General features: G+C 75.5%; 18 protein-coding genes and 1 pseudogene. 12 read left to right on the plus strand and 7 right to left on the minus strand.

What is annotated here, in order from left to right; all coding sequences use genetic code 11:
* Positions 1–3: 3 nt before the first annotated feature.
* From AB0O40_RS16165 to AB0O40_RS16180, 4 genes are all read right to left on the minus strand, one after another.
* A complete protein-coding gene (locus AB0O40_RS16165; RefSeq protein WP_365041020.1) occupies positions 4–861 on the minus strand; it encodes a carbohydrate ABC transporter permease in 858 nt (285 codons plus the stop codon).
* Positions 858–1742 carry a sugar ABC transporter permease gene (locus AB0O40_RS16170; protein WP_365041023.1) on the minus strand — a complete coding sequence of 295 codons (885 nt, stop codon included), beginning with the start codon at positions 1740–1742 and terminating at the stop codon, positions 858–860. Before AB0O40_RS16170 ends, AB0O40_RS16165 begins: the two co-directional genes overlap by 4 nt.
* The gene (locus AB0O40_RS16175) at positions 1739–3082 is read right to left on the minus strand and encodes a sugar ABC transporter substrate-binding protein (RefSeq protein ID WP_365041026.1); all 1344 of its coding nucleotides are present in this window, start codon (positions 3080–3082) and stop codon (positions 1739–1741) included. Before AB0O40_RS16175 ends, AB0O40_RS16170 begins: the two co-directional genes overlap by 4 nt.
* A gap of 376 nt (positions 3083–3458) precedes the next feature.
* Complete coding sequence (locus tag AB0O40_RS16180; protein WP_365041029.1) at positions 3459–3818, minus strand: hypothetical protein; 360 nt, start codon at positions 3816–3818, stop codon at positions 3459–3461.
* A gap of 200 nt (positions 3819–4018) precedes the next feature.
* Here AB0O40_RS16180 and AB0O40_RS16185 point away from each other — a divergent pair, with 200 nt between their 5' ends.
* The 3 genes from AB0O40_RS16185 to AB0O40_RS16195 are packed head-to-tail and all read left to right on the plus strand — an operon-like array spanning position 4019 to position 9189.
* Positions 4019–4819 carry a hypothetical protein gene (locus tag AB0O40_RS16185; protein ID WP_365041031.1) on the plus strand — a complete coding sequence of 267 codons (801 nt, stop codon included), beginning with the start codon at positions 4019–4021 and terminating at the stop codon, positions 4817–4819.
* Positions 4810–7053 (plus strand): bifunctional serine/threonine-protein kinase/ABC transporter substrate-binding protein, encoded by a 2244-nt coding sequence (locus AB0O40_RS16190; protein WP_365041034.1) that lies wholly within the window; start codon positions 4810–4812, stop codon positions 7051–7053. Before AB0O40_RS16185 ends, AB0O40_RS16190 begins: the two co-directional genes overlap by 10 nt.
* A gap of 6 nt (positions 7054–7059) precedes the next feature.
* Positions 7060–9189, plus strand: coding sequence for a bifunctional serine/threonine-protein kinase/ABC transporter substrate-binding protein (locus AB0O40_RS16195; RefSeq protein ID WP_365041037.1), 2130 nt, complete (start codon positions 7060–7062; stop codon positions 9187–9189).
* Between the two features lie 150 nt (positions 9190–9339).
* On the opposite strand, the gene AB0O40_RS16200 is transcribed toward AB0O40_RS16195, so the two are convergent.
* Positions 9340–10278 (minus strand): serine/threonine dehydratase, encoded by a 939-nt coding sequence (locus tag AB0O40_RS16200; RefSeq protein WP_365041040.1) that lies wholly within the window; start codon positions 10276–10278, stop codon positions 9340–9342.
* A gap of 23 nt (positions 10279–10301) precedes the next feature.
* Complete coding sequence (locus AB0O40_RS16205; protein WP_365041042.1) at positions 10302–10949, minus strand: TetR/AcrR family transcriptional regulator; 648 nt, start codon at positions 10947–10949, stop codon at positions 10302–10304.
* 156 nt (positions 10950–11105) lie between these two features.
* Here AB0O40_RS16205 and AB0O40_RS16210 point away from each other — a divergent pair, with 156 nt between their 5' ends.
* Positions 11106–12812 carry a TrkA C-terminal domain-containing protein gene (locus tag AB0O40_RS16210; RefSeq protein WP_365041045.1) on the plus strand — a complete coding sequence of 569 codons (1707 nt, stop codon included), beginning with the start codon at positions 11106–11108 and terminating at the stop codon, positions 12810–12812.
* Between the two features lie 15 nt (positions 12813–12827).
* Here the strand turns inward: AB0O40_RS16210 and AB0O40_RS16215 are convergent, their stop codons facing one another.
* Positions 12828–13937: a glycerol dehydrogenase gene (locus tag AB0O40_RS16215; protein WP_365041048.1), complete on the minus strand. Its 1110-nt coding sequence runs from the start codon at positions 13935–13937 to the stop codon at positions 12828–12830.
* Between the two features lie 247 nt (positions 13938–14184).
* Between AB0O40_RS16215 and dhaK the strand changes: the two genes are divergently transcribed.
* The 8 genes and pseudogenes from dhaK (at position 14185) to AB0O40_RS16255 (ending at position 25732) form a co-directional block, all read left to right on the plus strand.
* Complete coding sequence (dhaK, locus tag AB0O40_RS16220) at positions 14185–15183, plus strand: dihydroxyacetone kinase subunit DhaK (protein ID WP_365041051.1); 999 nt, start codon at positions 14185–14187, stop codon at positions 15181–15183.
* A gap of 110 nt (positions 15184–15293) precedes the next feature.
* Positions 15294–15929: pseudogene (gene dhaL, locus AB0O40_RS16225) on the plus strand (dihydroxyacetone kinase subunit DhaL); the annotation flags it as partial.
* The gene (locus tag AB0O40_RS16230; RefSeq protein WP_365041082.1) at positions 15918–16526 is read left to right on the plus strand and encodes a PTS fructose transporter subunit IIA; all 609 of its coding nucleotides are present in this window, start codon (positions 15918–15920) and stop codon (positions 16524–16526) included. The pseudogene dhaL and the gene AB0O40_RS16230, both read left to right, overlap by 12 nt.
* 257 nt (positions 16527–16783) lie before the next feature.
* Positions 16784–18496, plus strand: a complete 1713-nt coding sequence (locus tag AB0O40_RS16235; protein WP_365041054.1) for a ricin-type beta-trefoil lectin domain protein — start codon at positions 16784–16786, stop codon at positions 18494–18496.
* Positions 18497–18512: 16 nt separating this feature from the next.
* A complete protein-coding gene (locus AB0O40_RS16240; RefSeq protein ID WP_365041057.1) occupies positions 18513–20717 on the plus strand; it encodes an alpha-N-acetylglucosaminidase in 2205 nt (734 codons plus the stop codon).
* Positions 20718–20721: 4 nt separating this feature from the next.
* A complete protein-coding gene (locus tag AB0O40_RS16245) occupies positions 20722–22305 on the plus strand; it encodes a molybdopterin-dependent oxidoreductase (RefSeq protein ID WP_365041060.1) in 1584 nt (527 codons plus the stop codon).
* A gap of 159 nt (positions 22306–22464) precedes the next feature.
* Complete coding sequence (locus tag AB0O40_RS16250; protein ID WP_365041062.1) at positions 22465–24798, plus strand: immune inhibitor A domain-containing protein; 2334 nt, start codon at positions 22465–22467, stop codon at positions 24796–24798.
* 112 nt (positions 24799–24910) lie between these two features.
* A complete protein-coding gene (locus AB0O40_RS16255) occupies positions 24911–25732 on the plus strand; it encodes an AraC family transcriptional regulator (RefSeq protein ID WP_365041065.1) in 822 nt (273 codons plus the stop codon).
* The last annotated feature ends 37 nt before the right edge of the window (positions 25733–25769 follow it).

The raw sequence follows: 25769 nt of genomic DNA on the forward strand, positions 1-25769 counted from the left end.
GGTTCAGAGCTTCACGGCCCCTTCGCCCACACCCCGGAAGAAGTACCGCTGGAGGGCGAAGAAGAGGAGCATCATCGGCAGCAGGGCCGCCATCGCCCCGGCCGCGATCAGCCGCTGGTCGTTGACGGTGGTGGCGCCGGCGAGGGTCTTGAGTCCCAGCTGGAGCGTGTAGTGCTCGCTGTCGGTGAGGACGATCAGGGGCCACAGGAAGTCGTCCCAGGCCCCGATGAAGCTGGTGATGCAGACCACGGCCAGGGCTCCCTTGACGGCCGGCAGGAAGATCCGGGTGAACCGGGTCCACTCGCCGGCCCCGTCGAGCACCGCGGCCTCCTCCAGTTCGTCGGGCACCGCGAGGAACGCCGCCCGCATGATCATGATGTTGAGTACCGAGACGGCGCCGGGCAGCCACACGCCGATCAGGGTGTCGACCAGACCCATCTCGCGGACCGTCAGGAACATCGAGATCATCACGGACTCGAACGGGAACATCAGCGTGGCCACCAACACGGTGAACACCACCCGGCGGCCCTTCCAGCCGGGGCGGGACAGCGCGTACCCGCCCATCGCGGCGCAGAGCAGGTTGGAGGCGACCGCGAGCCCCGCCACGGTCAGCGTGTTGCCGACGTAGTGGAGCAGCGGGAAGGACTCGGCGACCCGGGCGTAGTTGTCCAGGGTGGGACGGGCGGGCAGCACGCCCTGGTAGACGTTCTCCCGGCGGCCCCGCAGCGAGGTCAGGAACTGCCAGACGATCGGCCCGAGCATCACCACCAGCATCAGGACGAGCGTCAGGTACCGGCCGGCCAGGCCCGCCCGGACCCGGGCGACGCCCCGCTCCCGCCGGTGGCCGGTGCGGGCGCTCATCCCTCGTCCCCCTTCGAGAGGCGCCGGCCCAGCAGGCTGAAGGCCAGCGTGAGCAGGAACAGCAGCAGGGAGAGGGCCGCGGCGTACCCGGTCTCGCCCGCGAAGCCGAGGCCGACCTGCCGGATCAGGAAGGGCAGGGTGCGGGCCTCGCCGCCGGGGCCGCCGCTCTCGCCGCCCAGGACGTAGATCTCGGTGAACACCCGCAGCGCGGAGATCGCCGAGAGGGTGCCGACCAGCAGCATCATCGGCTTCACCGAGGGGACGGTGATGCTGAGGAAGCGGCGCAGCGGGCCCGCCCCGTCCAGCGCCGCGGCCTCGTAGAGCGAGCCGGGCACGTTCCCCAGGGCGGCCAGGTAGAAGACCATGTAGTAGCCCAGGCCCTTCCAGACCGTGACCAGCATCGCCGAGAAGAGCAGCACGGTCCCGTCGGTGAGGAAGGGCACCGGCTCCGTGATCAGGTGCAGCCGCCGGAAGACGGTGTTGACCAGGCCGTCGCTGCGCAGCACCCACTGCCAGATCAGGCCGACGACCACCGTCGAGGCGATCACCGGGGTGTAGAAGGCGGAGCGGAAGAAGCCGATGCCGGGGATCTCCTTCTGGACCAGCACGGCGAGCGCCAGCGGCAGCACCACCAGGCAGGGCACCACCACGATCAGGTACAGCACGCTGTTCCCGGCGGCCGTCCAGAACTCCGGGTCGGACAGGGCGCGTTGGTAGTTGGCCAGTCCGACGTAGCGGCCGCCGCGCAGGATCTGCGCGTCGGTGAGGGAGAGCACGACGGTGTTCACGAACGGCCAGAGGCTGAAGAGGGCCACCGTCGCCAGGCCCGGGGCGAGGAAGAGGTACGGCACCCACCAGCGGCGGTGCACCGCTGCGGTCACCGGCGGGCCTGGTCGGCGAGGATCTTGTTGGCGCCGGTGAGGGCGCGTCGCAGGGCGGTCCGCGGGTCGGTCTCGCCCTTGATGGCCTTCTGCATCTCGCGCACGACCACGTCCCCGACCTGGTTGGTCCACTGCACGGGCGTGTTGGCGTCCAGGGCCGCCTCGCGCAGTTCGGCGGCACCGACGGCCCGGGACAGGGTCTCGGGGTCCCGGCCGTCGCCGCGGTCGGAGAAGTAGGGGTCGGCCAGGCCCCGGGCGTTGGAGGGGTAGATCGTCACCTGCCGGGCGAAGGCCACCTGGTTGGGGCCGTTGGTCACCCAGCGGGCGAACTCCGCGGCCGCGTCCGGGGACTTGGTGTCCTTGCGGATGCCGAGGGACTGCGCGTAGATGCCGATGTGCCCGAGGGTGCCGGTGACGGTGGGCGCCACCTGCGTCGTGGCGTAGATCCGGGGGGAGTTCTGCCGGACGTCCTTGATGAAGCCGGGTGAGCCGGGCCCGAACACCAGCCGGCCGGCCCCGTAGAGCTGGTTGATGTCCGCGGAACCGGTGAGGGATTCCTTGGGCATGGCGCCCTTGGCGTACAGCTCCTTCATCCGCTCGATCCACTCGAGCGCCTTGTCGGTGCCGAAGGTGAAGGCGTTCTTCGCCGGGTTGAGGATCGGCACGCCCATCTTCTGCCAGTCGCCCGGGAGACGGCCCTTGGGGTCGGCCATGAAGGCGGTGTACCGGCCGCGGGAGCGGGCGGCGATCTGCTCGGCGTAGTCGAAGAACTGCTCGACGGTGACCGGCGGCCGGGCCGGGTCCAGTCCGGAGGCGGTGAAGAGCTCCTTGTTGTACGTCAGGATCTCGGGGGTGACGTACCACGGATAGGCGTAGACGCTCTGGCCGTGGCCGGGCAGCTTGAACTGCTCCCAGGCGCCGGGGACGTACTCCTTGCCGATCCCCGGGTCGAGCCGGGCCACGTCGGCGAGCATCCCCCGGTCGGCCAGGAGCTGGAAGGAGTCGGTGGAGAGGTTGACCACGTCCGGTAAGGATCCGGCCTGCGCGTCGGCCACCAGCTTCTCGTTGTAGCCCTCGCCCGGGACGTCCTCCCAGGTGACGTGCGCCTTGGGGTGCTGCTTCTCGAAGGCGTCGATCACCCCCTGGACGTACTGCGTGAAGACCGGCTTCAGTTGGAGGGTGCGGAAGGTGATGGTGCCGCTCACCGTGCCGGTCCGCTCCGGCTCCCGGGCCCCCGCGGTGCCCCGGCCGTCCCCGCCGACCCCGCATGCGGAGGCCGCCAGGAGGGTGCCGGCCGCCACCGCGGCCAGTGCGGTCCGGGTCGCTCTCCGTCGCGTCATGGTCGCCCCTTCGCCGAATCCGGTGGGGTCACCGGAAGGGAGGCCCACGCTGGTCGGAAAGCCGGGGGGCGTCAATGACGCCGTCGGGCGCAAGGGGCGCGGGACGGCCGTGCGCAATCGCCGTGCCAATCCGCCGGCGGACGCCCGGAAATCCCCCGGGGCACCGCTCGGGCCAGGACTGATGCGCTTTAGTACGCCTCTCGGGCGGCGGTTTCCGCATTCCGGTGCCGGGGTCGCCCTCGGGAAAAGGTTGACTCGATCTGACCGCTGGGACGGCCCGCCGGAAAGGGCCCGTACCGGGCAATGCGGCCGTTCTCGCTAAACCGCTTTAGTCCTGGCCGGCCGGGCGGCCCCCGGGTCCTGGTGGGGGCGGGCCTCACTTCATGGCGTACTGGGCCTTCTGCGCGAGCTTGCCGTCCTTGAAGCAGAAGCGGAACACCTGGTCGCTGTCGTCCCGGTCGCTGAGGTACCAGACGCACACGGAGCCGGCCGGCTCGGCGGGCCCGCCGTCCTTGAGCGCGGAGGTGAGGAGGTTGTCGTCCGGGGCGGGCAGCTTGCCGCGGACCGCGGACTCGGCGTCGCCCTCCTTCACCGCCTCGTAGACCTTCGGGTCGATCATGCTGTCCTGTACGTAGCCGAAGAGCTTCACGGCGCCGAAGCCGACCACCCCCAGCAGGACCAGGCCGATCACCGCCGCCACTCCGCAGCCGATGAGACAGCCCTTGCGCTGCGCCACGTCCCGTTCCTTCCGGTCATTCCTTCATACGTTCTCGGTCGTTTCCCACCTTTGCGGAACGCAAGGGCTATCGCTGTATTCGAAAGTCGCCACTCTGTACGACGTTCGTCGTTCATCACTGCGCGTGGGTGGGGGCTCTGATGGGGCACGGCGCGAGGACGGCACGGAGACCGGCACGGCCCGGGGCGTGGCGGATGCACATGCCGCGCCGCCCCGGCCGCGGCACGGCGGCGCTCTGCACGGGGGCGGTGCTGCTGTCCGGCTGCTCGGGCGGCGGGCCCGCGGGCCGCCGCCCCCCGGACGTCCCGTCCGCCGCCCCGGTGCCGGTCCCCGCCTCCCCCGCCTCCCCGACCGGGGTCGCGGGGCCCCCGGTGGACCCGGCGCGGGCGCCCCGGACGCCCGGCCGCGCCCGGGCCCTGGTCGCCGAAGTGATCGCCGGACCGGCGGACTTCGGCCCCGCCGCCCGGCCCGGCCTGCCGTACGAGAGCGACCCGGGGCAGCGGCCGGTGCTGGACGGGGAGTGCGACTGGCGGCAGCGGCCGCTGCCGCGCGAGGTGCTCGCCACCCGCACCCGCAGCTTCCGGATCCCGGCCGGCCCGGGCCGCGAAGCGGCCCGGCTGACGGCCACCGTGACCGTGTACCGCAGCTCCGACGACGCCGCCTGGGAGCTCGCCCGCGCCATGGAGGACCTGATGCGCTGCCCCGCCCAGCGGCTCCGCGAGGACCAGTGGGTCGGCGCCCTCTTCCCCGCCGCCCTGTACGCCGGCGAGCAGGACGACTCCGCCACCCGGGACGCCTTTTCCGAGACCGGCGAGTTCCACGACCAGAGCGGCGGGCCCTACCCCTACGGCTGGTCCGCGGCCCGGTACGGCCCGGTCACGGTGGCCGTGGGCGTCCGGGGCGGGCCGGGCACGGGCCGGGAGTCGATCGCCCCGCTCGTGGCCTCGGGCCGGGCCCGGATGCTGCTGCGCGCCGGGCAGCGGATCGGGCGGTGGGCGTGATCGGGCCGCTGGAGGCCGCCGACCCGTCCCGGATCGGCGGCCACCGGCTGCTCGGCCGGCTGGGCGCGGGCGGGATGGGTGTGGTGTACCTGGGCCGGACCGGGGCGGGCGCCCTCGCCGCCGTGAAGGTGATCCGGCCCGAGTGCGCCGAGGAGCCCGGCTACCGGGAGCGCTTCCGGCGCGAGGCGGCCGCCGCCCGCCGGGTCCGGGGACCGCACCTGGTCCGGGTCACCGGGTCCGATCCGGACGCCGAACCACCCTGGCTGGCCACGGAGTTCGTGCCGGGACTGTCACTGGCCGAGGCGGTGGCCGGGTACGGTCCGCTGCCCGTGCGGACGGTCCGGGCGCTGGCCGGGGCCCTGGCCCGGGCGCTGGCGGTCGTCCACGCGGCGGGGCTGGTGCACCGGGACGTGAAGCCGGCGAACGTCCTGCTGTCGGTGACCGGGCCGCGGCTGATCGACTTCGGCATCGCACGGGCCGGGGACGCCACCGCCCTGACGGCCACCGGGGTCCTGGTCGGCACGCCCGGCTACCTGCCGCCCGAACAGGCCCTGGGCGGCCGGTCCGGTCCGGCCGGGGACGTCTTCGCACTGGGCTGCCTGCTGGTGTACGCGGCGACCGGCCGGCCGCCGTTCGGCACCGGCCCGGCCCCGGCACTGCTCTTCCGCACGGTGCACGACGAACCGGACGTGTCCTGGGCCGCGTTGGGCGACGCGGAGCTGGCCGGGCTGCTGCGCGGCTGCCTCGCCAAGGAGCCCGCCGACCGGCCGCCGGCGGCGGCCCTGGCCACGGCCCTGACCGGGCCGCCGGAGCCGGGGCCGCGGTCGGCGGGCGGGGCGGCGGGGACGGTGCCCGGCCCGGGTCCCGGAACGGCGGTCGCATCGGGACCGGCGGAACCGGCGGTGGTGGCGGGAGCGGGCCCGGAGTGGCTGCCGGACGCGCTGGTGGCGGCCGTCGCGGCGCGCGCCACCGAGCTGCTGTCGCTGCCCGAGATCGAGGCCACCCTCGTCGTGGACCTGGCGCGCCCCCGGCCCGGCCGCCGCCGCTTCCTCGCCCTGGCCGCCGGGGCCTCGGCGCTGGCCGCGGGCGGCACGGCGGCCGCCTGGCTGGGGCTGCACGGGGACCGGCCGGCGCCCCCGCCGCCGGCCCGGCGCTGGGTGATCGGGGTGCAGGCCGACCTCTCCGGACCCCGGGCCGACCTCGGCCGGGCCCAGGAGCGGGGTGTCCGGCTGGCGGTCGAGGAGGTCAACTCCCGCACCACGCAGGGTTTCCGGCTCTCCGTGACGGTGGCCGACGACGCGGGCGACCCGGCCCGGGCACCGGCCGCCGCCGACCGGCTGGCCGGCGATCCGGACGTGCTGGCGGTGCTCGGGCCCACCGCGGACGCCTGTGCGCTCACCTGCCTGGACCGGTACGCCCGGTCGGGGCTGCCCCTGGTGACGGTCTCGGCGGCGGGCTCCGCCTTCGGCGCCGCCGACCGGCGTGCCCTGCTGCAGAGCTGCCCGGTGGCCGCCGCCCACGCGGGCGCGGTCAACCGGCAGTTGGTCGGCGCCGAGGGCGTCCGGCGGCTGGCCGTGCTCTGCGACCGGTCCGGCGGCTCCCCGGCCTGGGAGACCGCCTTCCTCGTCGACCTGACGGTCGGTTACTACCGTTCGGCCGCCGAGGCGTTCCCCCGGGTCGTACCGCGCGGCGCGAGCGGGGGGCTGGCGCCGGTGGTCACCGACCTGCTGGCCCGGCGGCCGGACGGGCTGCTGTACACGGGCACCCCGGCGGGCGCGGCGGAGGCGGCCCGGCTGGTGGCGGCCGCGGGCTTCCGGGGCCCCCGCGCCGCCGACTACCCGTGCATGGGGCCGGAGTTCCTGCGGGCGGCGGGGCCGGCGGCGGCCGGCTGGCAGTTCCTGGCCCCCTGCATCGGCCCCGGCGCACCGCCGGTCGCCGCCCTCGCCGCCGCCCACCGGCGGCGGTACGGCACCGACCCGGCGCCGTGGACCGCGGAGGCGTACGACGCCACGCTGCTGGTCGCCGACCGGCTGGCCCGGCTGGCCGCGGGCGGCCGCCGCCCGGCCCGTGCCGAGCTGCTGGCGGGGCTCCGCGGGGGCACCTACCGCGGCCTGTTGAAGGAGTACGCCTTCGACGGCTCGGGACGGATCCGGAGCACCGTCTCGTACCTGTACCGGGTCGAGGGCGGCCGGATCCGGTACGCGGGCCCCGCGCCGCAGCGGCCGGGGGGATGAGGGCGGATGCGGCCCCTGGGACCCGGGGACCCGGCCGTGGTGGGCGGCTACCGGCTGCTGGGCCGGCTCGGCGCGGGCGGGATGGGTACGGTCTACCTGGCCCGGGGCCCGGGCGGGTCGCTGACCGCGCTCAAGGTGATCACCGCCGGGCACGCCCGGGACCCGGGCTTCCGGCAGCGCTTCCGGCGGGAGGCCGAGGCCGCCCGCGGGCTGCGCGGCCGGTGGCTGGTGCCCGTGCTCGCAGCCGACCCCGGGGCGCCGCAGCCGTGGCTGGCGACGCCGTACGTGCCGGGTCCGTCGCTGGCCGAGGCGGTGGCCGGGTACGGGCCGCTGCCGGTGGCGGCGGTCCGGCTGCTGGGCGCGCGGCTGGCGGAGGCCCTGGCGGAGGTGCACGCGGCGGGGCTGGTGCACCGGGACGTGAAACCGGGGAACGTGCTGCTCGCCCTGGACGGGCCCCGGCTGATCGACTTCGGCATCGCCCGGGCGGCCGGGGCGACCACCCTCACGGCCGCCGACGCGGTGGTGGGGACGCCCGGCTACCTGGCGCCGGAGCAGGCGCGGGCGGGCGGCGCGGCGGGCCCGCCGGCGGACGTCTTCGCCCTGGGCTGCCTGCTGGCCTTCGCGGCGGGCGGCGCCCCGCCGTTCGGTGCCGGGCACCCGGCCGGGGTGGTCTTCCGCACCGTGCACGAGGAACCGGAACTGGACGGCGTACCGGAGGAGTTGCGGTCGGCGGTGGCGGCCTGCCTCGCGAAGGAGCCGGAGGCCCGGCCGACCCCCGGCGAGCTGCGGGCGCTGCTGGGCCCGGATCCCGGGGAGGGCCCCTGGCTGCCGCCGGCACTGCTCCGGTCGATCGCGGCGCGGGCGGCCACGGCGCTGGCCCCGACGGACCCGGAGCCGACGTGGCCGGGCGGCGGGCCGGGCGCCGCCGGATCCGCACCGGCCCGCCGCCGGCTGCTGCTGGCCGGCGGTGCGGTGGCGCTGGCGGCGGGCGGGGCCGGGCTGTGGGCGCTGCGGTCCGGCCGTCCGGCGGCCCGCCGGCGGGCCGGCCGCCCGGTGCGGGTCCTGGCGGTGCACGCGGACCTCAGCGGGCCGGGGGCGGCGGTGGGCCGGGCCCAGGAGCGGGGCGCCCGGCTGGCCGTGCAGCGGTACAACTCCCGTACCGACGCGGCCTTCCGGCTGCTGCTGCGGAGCGCGGACGATGCGGGTGACCGGGCGCGGGCGGCGCGGGTGGCGGCCGAGCTGGTGGCGGACCCCGCGGTGCTGGCGGTGCTGGGGCCCAGCTGGGACGGGGCGGTGGCGGCGGTGGCCGCCGTCTGCGGCCGGGGCGGGCTGCCGCTGCTGCTGGTCTCGGCGGAGCCGGGCGCCCTCGATCCGGCCCAGGCGCCGATGCTGTGTGCCACCCGGCCGGCGGCCGAGGGGCTGGCGCTGCCGCTGATCCGGTACCTCGCATCGGCCGGGCCGGTGCGCCGGACCGCGGTGGTGGAGGACCTGGCCGGTGGCGCGCCGGCCGTGGAGCTGACCCGGGAGCTGCGCCGGGCGCCGCCCGCCGAAGGGCGGATGACGATCCATCACATCGCTGCCGGGGCGGCGGATTTCCGGGCTGCGGCGTGTTCGGTGGTGGCCGGCCGGGCCGAGGGCGTGGTCTACACGGGCACCTCCCCGGCCCGGGCGGCGCTGCTGGCCCGCGCGCTGGGCCGGGCCGGATTCACCGGGCCCCGGGCCGCCCCGCAGTATGCGATGGAGCCGAGGTTCCTGCGGGACGCCGGGGCGGCGGGGCCGGGTTGGGTGTTCTCCGCGCAGTTCGCCGACCCGCTGGCGCTGGCGGTGCGGGGCGCCGGGGCCCGCGCCTTCGTCCGGGCGCACGAGGCGGCGTACGGCGCCCCGCCCGGCCGGTGGGCGGTGGAGGCCCACGACGCGGTGGGGCTGGTGGCGGCGGCGCTGGCGGCGGCCGGACCGGCGGCCGGACGGACGGAGCTGGCGCCCCGGCTCCTCCGGACGGTCTATCAGGGCCTGGCCAAGCGGCTGGAGTTCGCGCCGGACACCCACCTGCTGCCCCCGGCCCGCGGCACCTACCTCTACCGGGCCGAGCGCACGGGCTACCGCTTCCTGGGCCCGTACCCGGACGGGCCGGGCTGAGGTCCGGCCCCGGTCGGGACGGGCTGAGGTCCGGCCCCGGTCGGGACGGGCTGAGGTCCGGCCCCGGTCGGGACGGGCTCACGACCGCACCGGTACGGGACGGGCCGGGGTCCGGACCGGCCGGCCGGGGTCCGCCGGCGCCCGCCGCGGTCAGACCGCGAGGTCCGAGGGGTCGGTGTTGGCCCCGCAGAGCACCACCGCGACCTGCTTGCCGTACTCCCCGGGGCGGCCGGCCAGGCCGGCGTAGGCGGTGGCCGCGGCGTGTTCGACCACCAGCCGGTGCTCCTCCCACAGGGCCCGGCGGGCCTCGGCGATGGCGGCGTCGGGCACCAGCAGCGAGGTGACGCCCGGGCGGGCCGCGGTCCGCACCGCGGCCCACGAGGCCCGGCGGGCGCCGAGGGCGTCGGCGGCGATCGACCGCACCGGCACGTCGACGGGGTGACCCGCCGTCAGTCCGGCGTTCAGCGCACGGCAGTTCTCGGGTTCGACGACCAGCACCCGGACGCCGTGCGCCAGGGCGGCGACCGCGACCCCGGTGAACAGCCCGCCGCCGCCCGCGGAGACCACCACCGTGTCCAGCTCCGGCAGCCGGTCGCGGATCTCGTCGAGGAGGGTGCCGGCCCCGGCGGCGATCAGCGGGTGGTCGTACGCGTGGCTGACCAGGGCGCCGCTGCCGGCTCCGAACTCCTCGCAGGCGGCCAGGGCTTCGGCGTACTCGGTGCCGGCCAGCCGGACGTCCGCGCCGTAGGAGCGGAGCTTGTCGACCTTGACCCGGGGCGCCGACTCGGGCAGGAAGACGGTGGCCGGCACCCCCTCGCCGCGGGCGGCCCAGGCGCAGGCGAGCCCGGCGTTGCCGCCGGAGGCGATGGTCACCCCGGCGGCCGGCAGGGTGCCGGTCTCGCGGTGCGCGGCGATGAAGTTCCGTGCCCCGCGCGCCTTGAAGGACCCGGTGTGCTGGAGCTGTTCGAGGGCGAACCACAGTCCCTCACCGGCCGGTACCACCGCCACCGGCCGTACCCGCCCGGCGATCCGCCCGGCGGCGGCCCTGACGTCGTCGTAGGAGGGGGCGGCGGGGGCGTGGTCGGTCACGGCGGTCTCCTGAGGGGTGCGGGTCACGGGCGGGCGGCGGGGTCGTGGGCCGCGATCAGCTGCCGCAGGCCCCCGTAGTAGACCTCGTGGTCGGTGAGGGGTGGCAGCAGGGCGGCGACGTGTCCCGCCAGGGCCGGGAAGGCGGCCGGGTCCAGGGCGGCGAGGGCCGCCCGGGAGGCGTCGGTGGCGGCGGCGGGGTCGCGGTGGTCGACGAAGGCGGCGCTGCCCAGGGTGAAGAGGTAGAGCCGGCGGTAGGCGGTCATCGCCCCGGTGGCGGTCATCCCGGCGGCCAGTGCGTCCGCGATGGCCGGCTCGACCAGCCGGGCCAGCAGGTTCCGGCCCAGCCAGGGGCGCGCCCCGCGCAGCGCGAGCAGTCCGGGGTGGGCGGCGAGCAGGCGGTAGAGCGCGCCGAAGCGGATCTCGGCGGCCTCGGCCCAGCCGGTGCCGGCGGGCACCTCGGGCAGTCGGGCGGCCAGGTGGTCGGTGCACAGGTCGAGCAGCCCGGCGAGGTCGGTGCAGCGCCGCTGGACGGTCGCGTGGGACACCTCCAGCGCCTCGGCCAGGGCGCGGAAGCTGAGGGCCGCGGGCCCGGCCTCGTCGAGCAGCCGCAGCGCGGCGGCGGCGATGGCCTCGGGGGTGGCCCGGTCGAGGGCGTCGGAGCGGCGGGGCATGAGATACACCGTATCGTACGCCGTATCAGCCGTCACTCCCCCGTCGCCGGACCGCCCGCGTCCGCCGATCGGGGGAACGGACGCCGCCGCCCGTCAGGGGCCCGCTCCCGGCGGGGAGGTACACCTGCGGAGACCGAGGGCGGGGAGGCACGAGGCATGGACTGGCTGCGGGAGCACGTCTTCGCGCCCTACCCCGAACTGCTGGTCTTCCTCACCGTCGCGGTCGGCTTCCTGATCGGCCGGATCCGGTACCGGGGCTTCACGGTCGGAGCGGTGACCGGCTGCCTGGTCGCCGGGCTGGTCATCGGGTCGCAGGCGCACGTGGAGATCACCGGCCCGGTCAAGTCCGTCTTCTTCCTGATGTTCCTCTTCGCCCTCGGCTACGACGTGGGGCCGAAGTTCTTCCGCTCGCTGCGCCGCGAGGCCCTGCCGCAGCTGCTCCTGACGGTCGTGGTCTGCGTCTGCGGCCTGCTCTGCTGCTGGGGGCTGGCCACCCTGCTCGGGTACGGGCCGGGGCTGGCCGCCGGGCTGCTGGGCGGGGCGCTGACCCAGTCGTCGGTGATCGGGGTGGCCGCCGACTCGATCGTGCACCTGCCCGGTCTGGCCCCCGCGGCCGCCGAGGACCAGGCGCACCTGGTGGCGATCGCGTACGCCGTGACGTACCCGCTGGGCACGGTGCTGCCGGCGGTGCTGCTGCCCACGGTGCTGCCCCGGCTGCTGCGCCGGGACCTCGCCGCCGACACCGCCCTGCTCGCCGCCGACCTGGACGACGCGGTCCCCGACCCGGACCTCGACGCCGGACAGGGCTACTACCAGCACGTGCTGCGCGCGTACGAGGTGGACGTGGAGGGCTTCGCGGGCCGGGCCGTGGGCGAGTTCGAGGCGGAGCAGCGCGAGCTGGACCGGCGGGTCTACATCACCCGGATCCGCCGGGCGGGCGAGATCATCGAGCACGACCAGGACACCCGGGTGCGGCTGGGCGACACCGTCGCGATCAGCGCCGTCCGCGGCGATCTGGTGGCCTTCGACGCGCGCACCCACATCGGCGTCGAGTCCGACGACGTGGAACTGCTCGGCTACCGCACCGAGACCCTGCACATCGTCCTCACCGGCCGCCACCTGGACGGGACCACCATCCGCACCCTGCGGCTCGAGGAGTTCATGACCGGGGTGTTCATCCTCAGCCAGCTGCGGGCCGGTGCCGAGCTGCCGATGGGGCGGCACAACCTCCTGCGGCGCGGCGACACGCTGGTGATCACCGGGCCCCGGGAGCTGGTCGAGCGGGCGGCCCAGCGGCTGGGGCAGCCGGTCCCCACCACCTCCGCCACCGACATGGCCTGGATCGCCAGCGGCCTCTTCCTCGGCGGCTGCATCGGCATCCCCGCGCTGCACGCGGCCGGCGCCCCGCTGTCGCTCTCCACCTCGACCGGCGCGCTGCTGGCCGGGCTGGTCTTCGGCCACGTCCGGGCCAAGCGGCCCACCTACGGGAACCTGCCCGACGCCGCGCAGTGGCTGCTGGGCACCCTCGGGTTGTGCATGTTCATCACCGTGGTCGGCCTCAACGCCGGGCCCGGCTTCACGCACGGCCTGGCCGAGGCCGGCTGGCCGCTGCTGGCCGCCGGCGCGGCCGCGAGCACCCTGCCGCTGCTGGCCGGCTTCGCCTTCGGCCACTTCGTGCAGCGGATCCCGCTGCCCACCCTGCTGGGGGCGCTCGCCGGGGCGCAGACCACCACGGCGGCGATCGGCGCCCTCAACGAACGCGCCCGGAGCCAGATCCCGGGCCTGGGCTGCACGGTCCCCTACGCCCTGGGCAACGTCCTGCTGACGCTGTGGGGCTCGGCGATCGTGCTCCTGGTGGGCTGAGGCTCCGGGCGGTGCTCAGGCGGCGGTGGCGCGGGCGTAGGCGTCGCCGGCCAGGAGGGCGTCGGCCACCATGTCCGGGGTCACCGGGAAGGGCATGTTGTGCGTGGTCTCGCCCTCGGCGGTGGCGGCCCGGCCGATGGCCAGCAGCTCCTCGCGGGCCGGGTCGACGAGGCCGATCTGGGCGAGGGTGGTGGGCAGGCCGACCGACCGGCTGAAGGTGAGGTAGGTGTCCAGCTCGTCGGTGGACGCGCCCTCCAGGACCAGCTGGGCGAGGGTGCCGATGTTGACCTTCTCGCCGTGCATCATGCCGTGGGTGCGGTGCGAGACGGTCAGGCCGTTGTGGATGCCGTGCGCGGCGGCCAGGCCGCAGCTCTCGAAGCCGAGGCCGGAGAGCAGGGTGTTGGCCTCGGTGACCTTCTCCAGGGCCGGGGTGACCACGTGCTGCTCGGCGGCCAGCCGGGCCTGGTGGCCGTACTCCATCAGGGTCTCCCAGCACAGCCGGGCCAGGCTCAGGGAGGCGCCGGTGGCCAGGCCGCCGGCCATGGCGGTGCGGTGCGCGGCCACGCAGACCCGGGCCTCGTACCAGGTGGCGAGCGCGTCGCCCATGCCGGAGACGATGAACCGGCTCGGCGCGTTGGCCACCAGTGCGGTGTCCACCAGCACCAGGTTGGGGTTGCGGGTGAAGAAGGAGTACCGCTCGAAGGCGCCGTCCTCGGTGTAGATCACGGCCAGGGCGCTGGTGGGCGCGTCCGTGGAGGCCACGGTCGGGGCGCTGACCACGGCGATGTCGCCGAGGGCGTGGCCGACGGCCTTCGCGGTGTCGATGGCGGTGCCGCCGCCGATGCCCACGATCACGTCGGCGCCGGCCGCCTTGGCCGCCGCGGCCACCCGGTCGATCTCCTTCTGGGTGCACAGACCGCCGAAGACCTCCTTGGTCAGCTTCACGCCGGAGCGGGCCAGCGAGTCGGTGACCGCGTCGTCGACGAAGCCCCAGACGCCCTTGTCCGCGAGGACCACGGCGTTCTCGCCGAGCAGGGCGGCGTGCTCGCCGAGGTCGTGCATGGCGCCGGCGCCCTGTACGTACTTCGGCGGACTGATCATCATGCGGGTGCCGACGGTCTTCACGGTCAATCCTCCAGATTTCCAGCGCACTTCATCGTGCTTCCGCACGGTCCGGCAATTCGGCTGCCGGGCGGTGGCTCCATGCCTATCACGCGGAATTGCCGTCGTAGAGAAATCCACAGACCCCTTCTGAACAGGGCTTTCAACGACGGGATTCGGGACCAAAGGCCCTCGGCGACTGGCTGCTCGCGCGACATAAAGTTCCAGTGATTCCCGTCCCGCGGATCCGAGAAATGCGAAAGAGGCACCCGTGAAGAAGCTCATCAATTCCCCGGAATCCGTGGTCGCCGATGCGCTGCGCGGTATGGCCGCCGCCCATCCGGAACTGCGCGTGGACGCGCCGGCCGGGATCGTGCTGCGGGCCGGCGGTGCGCCGGCCGGGAAGGTGGCGCTGCTCTCCGGCGGCGGCAGCGGGCACGAGCCCCTGCACGCGGGCTTCGTGGGCCCGGGCATGCTCACCGCCGCGGTGGCCGGCCCGGTCTTCACCTCGCCGGTGCCCGAGGTGATCACCCGGGCGACCGCCGAGGCCGACGCCGGGGCCGGGGTCCTGCACATCGTCAAGAACTACACCGGCGACATCCTCAACTTCACGATGGCCGCCGAGGACGCCGAGGACGAGGGCGTCACGGTCGAGCAGGTGGTGGTGGACGACGACGTCGCCGTGGCCGCCGGCCAGGGCGGGCCGGGCCGGCGCGGCACCGGCGCCACGCTGTTCGTCGAGAAGATCGCCGGCGCGCTCGCCGAGTCCGGCGCCCCGCTGGCCGAGGTGGCCGCGGTCGCCCGCAAGGTCAACGAGCGCTCCCGCAGCTACGGCGTGGCGCTCACCTCCTGCACCACCCCCGCCAAGGGCAGCCCCAACTTCGAGCTGGGCGAGGGGGAGATCGAGCTGGGCATCGGCATCCACGGCGAGCCGGGCCGCGAGCGCCGGCCGCTGCTCTCCGCGGCGCAGACCGCCGAGGCGATGCTGGCCGCGATCCTCGAGGACCTTCCGCAGTGCGCCGGCGACCCGGTGATCCTCCTGGTCAACGGGCTGGGCACGACCCCGCCGATCGAGCTGTACGTGATGCGCGCCGAGGTGGAGCGGGTCCTGTCGGAGCACGGCGTCACGGTGGCGCGTTCGCTGGTGGGCAACTACGTCACCAGCCTCGACATGGCCGGCTGCACCCTGACGCTCTGCCGGGCCGACGCCGAGCTGCTGGAGCTGTGGGACGCCCCGGTGGAGACCCCCTCGCTCCGCTGGGGCCGCTGACCCCGCCGGCCGGCCCGCAGCCCCGGCCCGCCCGCCGGAGCGGTGCGCGACCCCGGCCCCTCCCCCGCCCGACCACGAACACCCCGCCTTCCCCTCAAGGAGCACCCGCCATGCCCACCACCACCGCGCCGCAGCCCGTCCTGGACACCGCCTACTTCACCCGCTGGCTGCTCGAGAGCGCCCGCCTGGTGCGGCGCGACGGCGCCCGGCTGACCGACCTGGACGCGGTGATCGGGGACGGGGACCACGGCGCCAACCTGGTCCGCGGCTTCGGCGCGGTCGGCGCCGCGGTGACCGAGGCCCGGCCGGCCACCCCCGGCGCGCTGCTGACGCTGGCCGGCAGCACGCTCACCAACACCGTGGGCGGCGCCTCCGGGCCGCTCTTCGGCACCGCGCTGCGCCGTACCGGCAAGGTGCTCGGCGACACCGCGGCGCCCACCGGCGTCGAGCTGGGCGCGGCCCTCGGTGCCGGGCTGCGCTCGGTGCAGAAGCTCGGCGGGGCCGAGGTGGGCGACGCGACCATGGTCGACGCCCTGGCGCCGGCGGTCGATGCGCTGACCCGGGCCGCGGAGGCCGGCGCGCCGCTGCGGGAGGCCCTGGACGGCGCGGTCCGCGCGGCCCGCCAGGGCGCGGACGGGACCGCGGAGCTGGTGGCCCGCCGGGGCCGGGCCAGCTACCTGGGCGAGCGCAGCGTCGGCCACCAGGACGCGGGCGCCAACTCGGTGGTGCTGCTGATGGAGGCCCTGCGCACGGCCGTGGACAGCACGGACGCCGAGTACGCGGACACCGGCTGCGGCGGCGGGTGCGGCGGCTCGGGGTGCAAGGGCGCCGGGTGCTCGGGCACCCGGTGCGGCGGCGGCTGCGCGGACGCCGGGGCGACCCCGGCCCCCGCCGCCGCGGAGCCGGCCGCCGGCACCCGGGGCGCGGCGCGCACCGAGACCCCGCGGGTCGGCGTCGTCCTGGTCTCCCACAGCAAGGCCGTGGCCGAGTCGGTGGCGGAGCTCTCCCGGGCCCTGCTCGGAGGCGCGGTGAGCGGGCCGCTGGCGGTGGCCGGCGGCACCGCCGACGGTTCCGTCGGCACCAGCGCCGAGCTGGTGCTGGCCGCCGCCCGGCAGGTGGACGAGGGCCTGGGCGTGGCGGTGCTGTGCGACATGGGCAGTGCCGTCCTGACACTGAAGTCCCTGGTCGGGGACCCGGCGTCGGGGCTGCCCGGGAACACCCGGATCGTGGACGCGCCGTTCCTGGAGGGCGCGGTGGCCATCACGCTCACCGCGGCCGTCGGGGGCGACCTGGAGGCCGTGCTGGCGGCCGCCGAGGACGCCCGGAGCTACCGCAAGGTCTGACCCCCCGCCCGCCCGATCCCGCCCGATCCCCCGTCAGAACCCCCCGAGGCCGCACCGGTTCCCCCCGGTGCGGCCTCGGCCGCGTACGCCCCGGGTACCCCCGCGCGCCCGGCCCGCGCGGGCGCGAGTACACCCGATTGCGCCCATATTCCATCTCATGGGGTTGTATCTCCTGATCTTCGTTGACACGGGGTGGTCACCCGGCTGCACTGGGCGCACGACAGACCGTCAGCACGCCCTCACGTCAAGGAGTTTCCGTGCCGTACCGCCTGCGCGCGCTCCCCGGCGGGCTCACCGCCGCCGCCCTGCTCGCCCTGTCGCTGGCCGCCGGCCCCTCCGAGGCCGCGCCCGCGCCGGGGCCGGCCCCCCGGGCCGGGTCGGGCGCCGGTCCGGGCCCGCTGGCGGCCCTGGCCCTGCGGCCCCCCATGGGGTGGAACAACTGGGCGCACTACATGTGCGACATCGACGAGGCGAAGGTGCTGGCCAACGCCGACGCGCTGGTCTCCTCGGGGCTGGCGGCCAAGGGGTACGACACGGTCACCGTGGACGACTGCTGGATGACCAGGAGCCGGGGCCCGGCCGGCGAACTGGTCCCCGATCCGGTGAAGTTCCCCCGCGGGATGGCCTGGCTGGGCTCCTACCTGCACGCCAGGGGCCTGAAGTTCGGCATCTACGAGGACACCGGCGCGCTGACCTGCGAGCGCTACCCCGGCAGCGGCACGCCCGAGGGCGGCGGGCCGGACCACTTCGCGCAGGACGTGCGGCAGTTCGCCTCCTGGGGGGTGGACTACATCAAGATGGACGGCTGCAACGTCTGGGTGGCCCCCGGCCAGACCAAGGAGGCGGCCTACCGCGAGGCGTACGAGGCGGTGGCCCGGGCCATCCGCAGCTCCGGGCGGCCCATGGTCCACTCGGCGTCCGCGCCCGCGTACTTCCAGAACGGCGAGTGGGGCAGCCCGTCGTGGTTCTCGGTGCTCGACTGGGTCGGCTCCACCGGCCAGCTGTGGCGCGAGGGCCGGGACATCCAGGTGTACAAGCCGAGCGCGCCCGCCACCTCCCGCTGGAAGTCCGTGCTGGGCAACTACGGCTACAACCGCTGGCTGGGCCGGTACGCCGAGCCGGGCAACTGGAACGACCCGGACTTCCTGATCGCCGGCGCCCCGGGGCTCACCGCCGAGGAGGGCCGCAGCCAGGTGGCGCTCTGGGCCATGATGGCCGCCCCCTTCATCCTCTCCTCCGAGGTCTCCGAGCTCACCCCCGCCGGCCTGGCGGCGCTCGGCAACGACGACCTGATCGAGCTGGACCAGGACCCGATGGGCCGGCAGGCGGCGGTGCTGGCCACCGACGGCAGCACCGACCTGCTGGCCCGCCCGCTGGCGAACGGCGACCGGGCGGTGGCGGTGCTCAACCGCACCTCCGCCGCCCGCCGGGCCGTGGTCCGGCTGGCCGACCTCGGTTTCCCCTCCGAGTGCACCGTGCGCACCCGGAACCTGTGGACGGGCGCCACCGGCAGCACCCGTACCGAGCTGTCCGCCACCGTGCCCGCGCACGGCACGGCGGTCTGGCGGCTCACCCCGCGCGGCTGCGCCGAGCCGCTGCCCACCGGCCAGCTCACCGGCAACGGCGCCCAGTGCGCCGACGGGGAGCACACCACGGGCGACGGCACGGTCGGCCTTGCCCCCTGCACGGGCGGCGGCGACCAGCGCTGGACGGCCGCCCCGGACGGCACCCTGCGGGTCGCCGGCCAGTGCCTGACCTCGGCCGGGGACGCGGTGCGGCTGGCGGACTGCGATCCGGCGGGCGCCGCCGCCGGGCAGCGCTGGGACGCCCGGCCCGACGGCCGGCTGACCGATGAGGCGGGCCGCTGCCTGGACGCTCCGGTGGCGGCCGGCACCGACCCGGCCGGTCCGCTGCGTGCGCTGCCCTGCGGCGACCACCTCGTCAACCAGACCTGGGCGCTGCCCGTCTGACCCGGAGGGATTCCGTATGAGGCTGACCCGTACCACCACCCTCGCCGCGGCCCTGCTCGCCCTGCTGACCCCGGTCTGCGCCGGGGCGGCCGAGCCCCCGCCGGGGTCCGCCGAGGACCGGGGCTTCTTCGACGACCGCCCCGCGGAGGCGGCGCTGGAGCGGCTGCTGCCGGCCCACGCCGGGCAGTTCTCGCTCTTCCCGGCCGCCCGCGGGGCCGACGGCAAGGACTCCTTCACGGTCTCCGGCCGGGCCGGTCACATCACCGTCCGGGGCACCACCCCGGCCACCCAGCTCACCGGCGTGGGCTGGTACCTCCAGCACGTCGCGCACGTGGACATCGGCTGGCCGGGCGACAGCGTCGGCCGGCTGCCGGCCGTGCTGCCGGCCGTCCCGGCGGCCGTGACCCGCTCGGCGCAGGTGCCGCACCGGTTCGCGCTCAACGACACCGACGACGGGTACGCGGGCGCGTACCGCTCCTTCGAGGAGCGCCGCCGGGAGATCGACCTGATGGCCCTGCACGGCATCAACGAGGTCTTCGTCCAGGTGGGGGCCGAGTACCCGTACTACAAGGCGCTCCAGCGCTACGGCTACACCGCCGAGGAGCTGCGGGCCTGGATCCCGGGCCCGGCCCACCAGGGCTGGTGGCTGCTGCAGAACCTCAGCGGCTTCGGCGGGCCGGTCACCGACAGGCTGCTGACCGAGCGGGCCGAGCTGGGCCGCCGGGTGACGGACGAGCTGCGCGCCCTGGGGATGACCCCGGTGCTGCCGGGGTACTTCGGCACCGTCCCGCCGGGGTTCAGCGGCCGCAACCCGGGGGCCAAGACCGTGCCGCAGGGCGACTGGTCGGGCTTCGACCGGCCCGACTGGCTGGATCCGGCCGGGCCCGTCTTCGCGGAGCTGGCCACCGACTACTACAGCGAGCAGCGGGCCGCCTTCGGCGACTCGACGATGTACCGGATGAGCCCGCTGCACGAGGGCGGCGCGGTCGGCTCGGTGGACGTGAAGGCCGCCGCCGGGGCGGTGCAGGGCGCCCTGTTCGCGGCGCACCCGGGGGCGCTCTGGGCGGTGCTGGGCTGGCAGGACGACCCGACCAAGGCCCTGCTGTCCGGGGTGGACACCTCCAAGCTGCTGATCCTGGACGGGCTCTCCGACCGGTACGACAAGCTGGACCGGGAGACCCGCTGGGGCGGCACCCCGTACGCCTTCGGCAGCATCCACAACTTCGGCGGGCACACCACGATCGGGGCCAACACGGCGGTGTGGCTGAGCCGGTTCCAGGAGTGGCGGACCCGTACGGACAGCGCGCTGCGGGGCATCGCCTACCTGCCGGAGGCGGCCGGCACCGACCCGGCGGCCTTCGACCTCTTCACCGACCTGGCCTGGGAGCCGGGGCCGCTCGACCAGAAGGCGTGGTTCGCCGCGTACGCGCGCAGCCGGTACGGCGGGGCGGACCCGCAGGCCGCGGCGGCGTGGGAGGCGCTGCGCAAGGGCCCGTACAGCGCGAAGTCCGGGTACTGGTCCGAGCCGCAGGACAGCCTCTTCACGGCCCGGCCGAGCCTGACGGTGGGCAGTTCGGCCTGGGGCAGCCCGCGGGCCATGCGCTATCCGGCCGCCTCGGTGGAGCAGGCCCTCAAGGCGCTGCTGAAGGCGGCCCCGGCGCTGCGCGGCTCGTCGGCGTACCGGTACGACCTGGTGGACCTGGCCCGGCAGGCGCTGGCCAACCGGTCCCGGGTCCTGCTGCCGAAGGTGAAGGCGGCGTACGAGGCCAAGGACCTGACCCGGTTCCGGGAGCTGGTGGGCCAGTGGCAGGAGGACGAGCGGATGCTGGCGGCGGTGACCGGCGCGGACCGGCACTTCCTGCTCGGGCCCTGGCTGGCGGCGGCCCGCTCCTGGGGCCGGGACCAGGCGGAGCAGGACCGCTACGAGTACGACGCGCGGTCGCTGCTGACCACCTGGGGCAGCCACGCCACCAGCGAGGGCGGCTACCTGCACGACTACGCCAACCGCGAATGGGCAGGGATGATCGAGGAGTTCTACTCGGCGCGCTGGAAGACCTACTTCGCGAGCCTGGACGAGGCGCTGGTCGGCGGGGCGGCGCCGCGGCAGATCGACTGGTTCGCCCTCGAGGACGCCTGGGCCAAACGGACCACGAAGCACCCCACCGAGCCCAGCGGCGACCCGTACGCGCTGGCCACCTCGGTGGCGGAGGCGCTTCACTGAGGGTGTGCAGCAAGGTGAGGGCGAGCGGGTCCGGCCGGGCGCCGGCCGGGGTGCGTTGAGCGGACTGGTGGCCGGGTTCTGCGCGCTGGGCGTGGCGGAGCTCGTCTCGGCGGTGATCCGCCCCCAGTCGGGGCCGGTCCCGGCGGTGGGCGGCGCGGTGATCGACCTGACGCCGCCGCCGGTCAAGGAGTGGGCGGTCGCCGTCTTCGGGACCGACGACAAGCTGGTGCTCCAGCTGGGGATCCTGGTGCTGCTGGCGGGTTTCGCGGCGGCGGCCGGGGTGCTGGCGCTGCGGGACCGGCGGCTGGGCGCCCTGCTGGCCCTGGCCTTCGGCGGGGTGGGGGCGGTGGCCGCGGCGGGCCGGCCGGACGCCTCGGCGCGGGACGCGCTGCCGTCGGTGGCGGCGGGGCTGACCGCGGCCCTGGTGCTCTGGCTGCTGGCGGGCGCGCTGACCGGGCGGACCGTCACCGGGGGCGGGGCGACCGACCGGTCCCGGTCGGGGACCCGGCGGCGGTTCCTGCAGACGGTCGCGGCCTCGGCCGGGCTCGCGGCCCTGGCGGGGCTGGCGGGCCGGGCGCTGAACTCCAAGGGCGCCTCCCGGGCGGCGGCCGACCGGGACGCGGTGCGGCTGCCGCCGCCGGCCGAGCCGCTGCCCCCGCTGCCGGCGGCGGCGCAGCTGCGGGTGCCGGGGCTGGGGCCGTTCTTCACCCCGGACTCCGACTTCTACCGGATCGACACCGCGCTGGTGGTGCCCCGGCTGAGCGCCCGGGACTGGACGCTGAGGATCCACGGCGAGGGGGTGGCCCGCCCGGTCACCCTGACCTATGCCGACCTGCTCCGGCGCGAGCTGGTGGAGCACGACATCACGCTGGCGTGCGTGTCCAACGAGGTCGGCGGCGATCTGGTGGGCAACGCCCGCTGGCTCGGGGTGCGGCTGGCCGACCTGCTGCGCGAGGCGGGGGTGCGGGCGCCGTCCCGGGGCGGTCCGGCCGACCAGCTGGTGGCCCGCTCGGTGGACGGGATGACCCTCGGCACCCCCGTCGAGACGGTCCTGGACGGCCGGGACGCGCTGCTGGCGATCGGGATGAACGGGCAGCCGCTGCCCTTCGCGCACGGCTATCCGGTGCGGATGGTGGTACCGGGGCTGTACGGCTACGTGTCGGCCTGCAAGTGGCTGGCGGAGCTGCGGCTGACCACCTTCGGGGCGTACGACGCGTACTGGGTGCAGCGGGGCTGGGCGGACCGGGCGCCGGTGAAGACGCAGTCGCGGATCGACGTGCCGCGCGACCGGGCCCGGGTGCCGGCCGGGACGGTGGCGGTGGCGGGGGTCGCCTGGGCGCAGCACACCGGGATCGCCGCGGTCGAGGTGCGGGTGGACCAGGGGGCCTGGCAGCCGGCCCGGCTGTCGGCCGAGGACACCGTGGACACCTGGCGGCAGTGGGTCTGGCAGTGGCCGGCGACCGCGGGGCGCCACCGGCTCGAGGTGCGGGCCACCGACCGGTCGGGGGCGGTGCAGAGCGCGGTGCGGCGGGACGTGGTGCCCGACGGGGCCACCGGTCACCACGCCATCGAGGTCACGGTCGGCTGAGCCGGCGGGGCGGGCCGGTGCGGCCCTCCACCTATACATGCCCTGTCACATGTGAAATATTACCGACGCTCAGGCCGGGTTCCGGCCCTCTTCGGGCGGGACACCCCGGCCCGCTCCGGGCCGTCCGGTGTGCCCAACTCCCCCGAAAGGACCCGTACGTTGCGCAGACTGATAGCGGCAGGGGCGGCGATATCCATGGCGCTGCTGGCCGCTCCCGCGCTCGCGGCCACCGCCTCCACCGCACCGCCCGCCGCCCCCTCGGCCGCCCTCCCGGCCGCCGCCACCGGCACCGGCCGGGCCGACGCCCCGCCGCTCGCGCCCCTGGAACTCCAGCGCCAGGCGCTGCGGCGCCAGGCCCTGGAGAAGGTCGCCTCCGGCGGCATCAAGTCCCTGGCGAGCGGCACCGTCCCGCAGAAGGTGAAGGTCGGCAAGCAGTACGTCGAGCTCGCGCAGCAGCGCAAGGACAAGATCTTCGTGATCCTGGCCGAGTTCGGCGACCAGGTCGACAACACCACCCTGTACAACGGCAAGCCGCGCTTCGGCGGCGAGCCGGGCCCCCGGCACAACACCATCGACAAGCCGGTCAAGGCCGACAACCACACGGTGTGGCGCAAGGACTTCGACCGGGACTACTACCAGCGCCAGTTCTTCTCGGACGCGCCCGGCGCCGTCTCGCTGCGCAACTACTACCGGCTCCAGTCCTCCGGCCGCTACGACCTCGACGGCCAGGTCTCCGACTGGGTCCGGCTGCCGTGGAACGAAGCCCGCTACGGCACGGACAACTGCTCCGAGCCCGGCCAGTGCCGCACCAACTGGGACCTGGTGCGCGACGCCACCAACGCCTGGTACCACGGCGAGCGCGCCAAGGGCCGCACCCCCGCGGACATCAAGGCCGAGCTGGCGCAGTACGACGTGTACGACCGCTACGACGTCGACCACGACGGCAACTTCAACGAGCCCGACGGCTACCTGGACCACCTGATCGTCGTGCACGGCGGCAAGGACCAGACCTGGGGCGGCGGCAAGCAGGGCAAGGACGCCGTCTGGGCGCACCGCTGGTTCGCGTACTGGGACCAGGCCGGCACCGCCGGGCCCGAGGGCAACAAGGCGGGCGGCACCCCGGTCGGCGACTCCGGCATCTGGGCCGGCGACTACCTGACCGGTGGTGAGAACAGCGGAGTGGGCCTGTTCGCCCACGAGTTCGGCCACGACCTGGGCCTGCCGGACATGTACAGCTCCGACGGGGACAACAGCGTCAACTTCTGGTCCCTGATGTCCGCGGCCTCCTACCTCGGCAAGGGCCGCAACACCACCGGTGACGTCCCCGGCGACCTGGACGCCTGGAGCAAGCTCCAGCTGGGCTGGCTGGACTACACCGAGGCCGACGCCGGGCGGCGGACCCGGGCGGTGCTCGGGGTCTCCGGGTACAACACCGACGACGCGCAGGCCATGCTGGTGCACCTGCCGCCGTCGGTGGACTCCACCGACCTGACCGACCCGTACGAGGGCGCCAGCCAGTGGTGGAGCGGCACCGGCGACTTCATGGACAACACCCTCACCCGCACGCTGGACGTGCCGGCCGAGGGCGCCCGGCTGGACGCCCGGCTCTGGTACGACATCGAGCAGGACTTCGACTTCCTGACCGTGGAGGCCTCCACCGACGGCGGCACGACCTGGCGGCCGCTGCCCGGCACCGTCGGCGGCGCGCCGATCCCCGCCAAGGGCGTCTCCGGCACCTCCGCGGGCTGGACCGCGCTCTCGGTCGGACTGGACGAGTTCGCGGGCCGGTCCGTGCAGCTGCGGGTCCGGGTCACCTCGGACAGCAACACCCACGGCAAGGGCGTCACCCTCGACGCGATCACCGTCACCTCGGCCGGCCGCGAACTGCTGCGGGACGGCGCCGAGCAGGGCGCGAACGGCTGGAGTGCGCTCAAGTGGTCCCGCACCCAGGGCCGCACCGGCGTCTCCGAGCACCCGCGCGCCTACCTGGTGGAGAACCGGCGCTACGTCGGCTACGGCGCCTACCTCAAGACCGGCCCGTACAACTTCGGTTGGGGCTCCGACCCGGTCCGCAAGGACACCGTGGAGTTCTTCCCGTACCAGCCGGGCGTGCTGGTCTGGCTGTGGGACACCGCGTACAGCGACAACACCACCAAGGCGCACCCCGGTTCGGGTCTGATCCTGCCGGTGGACGCCCGGCCGGAGGCGCTGCGGTTCACCGACGGCACCCCGGTCAACGCCCGGGCGCAGACCTTCGACGCCACCTTCTCGCTCGCGCCGAGCAGCGAACTGGTGCTGCACCGCAACGGCGTGCCGCTGCTGCTGCCCGAGCGGTCCGGGGTCGCGGCCTTCGACGACCACACCGGCTCGTACTGGAACGCGGACCTGCCGCAGCTCGGCGTGAAGGTCCCGGACACCGGCACGCGCATCACGGTCCTCAAGGAGGCCGACGGCGGCCGCCGCACCACGGTGCAGGTGAGCCAGTCCAAGTGACCGGCCCCGCCTGACGGGCGGAGGGGGACACCGCGGCGGCGGTGTCCCCCTTCGGCGTCACCGCCCGCCGCCCCCTTGAGCCGGGCCCCGCGGTGACCGAGAATCACCCGCCATGTCACACAGCACGTGGATGCGGTACTTCTCGCCCTCGCCGGGCCACCGGCGGCTCGGGCTGGTCTGCCTCGGGGTGGGGCTCCAGGAGGGGGTGCTGCCGACGGTGGGGCCCCGGGCGCTGGACCACCACGTGGCGGTGGTGGTGACCCGGGGGCGCGGCTGGTTCGCCTCCGGCGGCGGGCCGGCCCGGAAGGTGACCGCGCCGGTGCTGCTGTGGCTGGTGCCCGGGGTGCAGCACCACTACGCGCCCGATCCGGAGACCGGCTGGGAGGAGTGCTTCGTCGACTTCACCGGCAGCGGCGTGGCGGCCTACACCGACCTGGGATACGTCACCCCGCACTCCCCCGTGGTACCGCTGGCCGAGACCGCCGAGGTGCGGCACATCGTCGAGGGCATCGTGCGGGCGGCCCGCCGGGAGAGCCCGCTGCTGGACGTGGAGGCGGCGGCGGCCGTGCACGCCCTGCTGGTGGCCCTGCGCTACGCCCGCGTGGAGGTGAGCCGGCGGGGCGACACCGTCATGGAGGTGCTGGCCCGGGACGCCCTGCTGCCGGTCCCGGTCGCCGAGCACGCCGCGCGGCTGGGCATGCCGCTGGCCGAACTCCGTTCCGTGGTACGGCGGATCACCGGAGAGGGCGTCAAGGAGTACCTGCTCGGGATCCGGCTGGGGCGCGCCAAGGAGCTGCTGGTCCGTACCGACCTGCCGGTGGCCGCGGTGGCCCGGCGGGTCGGGTACGAGGACGCCTCCTACTTCAGCCGGCTCTTCAGCCGGCGGGTGGGGATGGCCCCGGTGCGCTTCCGGGAGCAGCGCCGGGGCCGGTGAGCCTCAGGACCTGGAACCTCGGGCCTCGGGCCTCAGG

Origin of the sequence: Streptomyces sp. NPDC089919 (assembly GCF_040684615.1) — a bacterium.
In the GTDB taxonomy this organism is placed as follows: domain Bacteria; phylum Actinomycetota; class Actinomycetes; order Streptomycetales; family Streptomycetaceae; genus Streptomyces.

Excerpts from the sequence above, each read along its gene's own strand:
- AB0O40_RS16185 (WP_365041031.1), top strand. The coding sequence starts at position 4,019 with ATGCCGCGCCGCCCCGGCCGCGGCACGGCGGCGCTCTGCACGGGGGCG.
- AB0O40_RS16255 (WP_365041065.1), top strand. The coding sequence starts at position 24,911 with ATGTCACACAGCACGTGGATGCGGTACTTCTCGCCCTCGCCGGGCCAC.
- AB0O40_RS16240 (WP_365041057.1), top strand. The coding sequence starts at position 18,513 with ATGAGGCTGACCCGTACCACCACCCTCGCCGCGGCCCTGCTCGCCCTG.
- AB0O40_RS16165 (WP_365041020.1), bottom strand. The coding sequence starts at position 861 with ATGAGCGCCCGCACCGGCCACCGGCGGGAGCGGGGCGTCGCCCGGGTC.
- AB0O40_RS16195 (WP_365041037.1), top strand. The coding sequence starts at position 7,060 with ATGCGGCCCCTGGGACCCGGGGACCCGGCCGTGGTGGGCGGCTACCGG.
- AB0O40_RS16175 (WP_365041026.1), bottom strand. The coding sequence starts at position 3,082 with ATGACGCGACGGAGAGCGACCCGGACCGCACTGGCCGCGGTGGCGGCC.
- AB0O40_RS16230 (WP_365041082.1), top strand. The coding sequence starts at position 15,918 with ATGGAGGCCCTGCGCACGGCCGTGGACAGCACGGACGCCGAGTACGCG.
- AB0O40_RS16210 (WP_365041045.1), top strand. The coding sequence starts at position 11,106 with ATGGACTGGCTGCGGGAGCACGTCTTCGCGCCCTACCCCGAACTGCTG.
- AB0O40_RS16205 (WP_365041042.1), bottom strand. The coding sequence starts at position 10,949 with ATGCCCCGCCGCTCCGACGCCCTCGACCGGGCCACCCCCGAGGCCATC.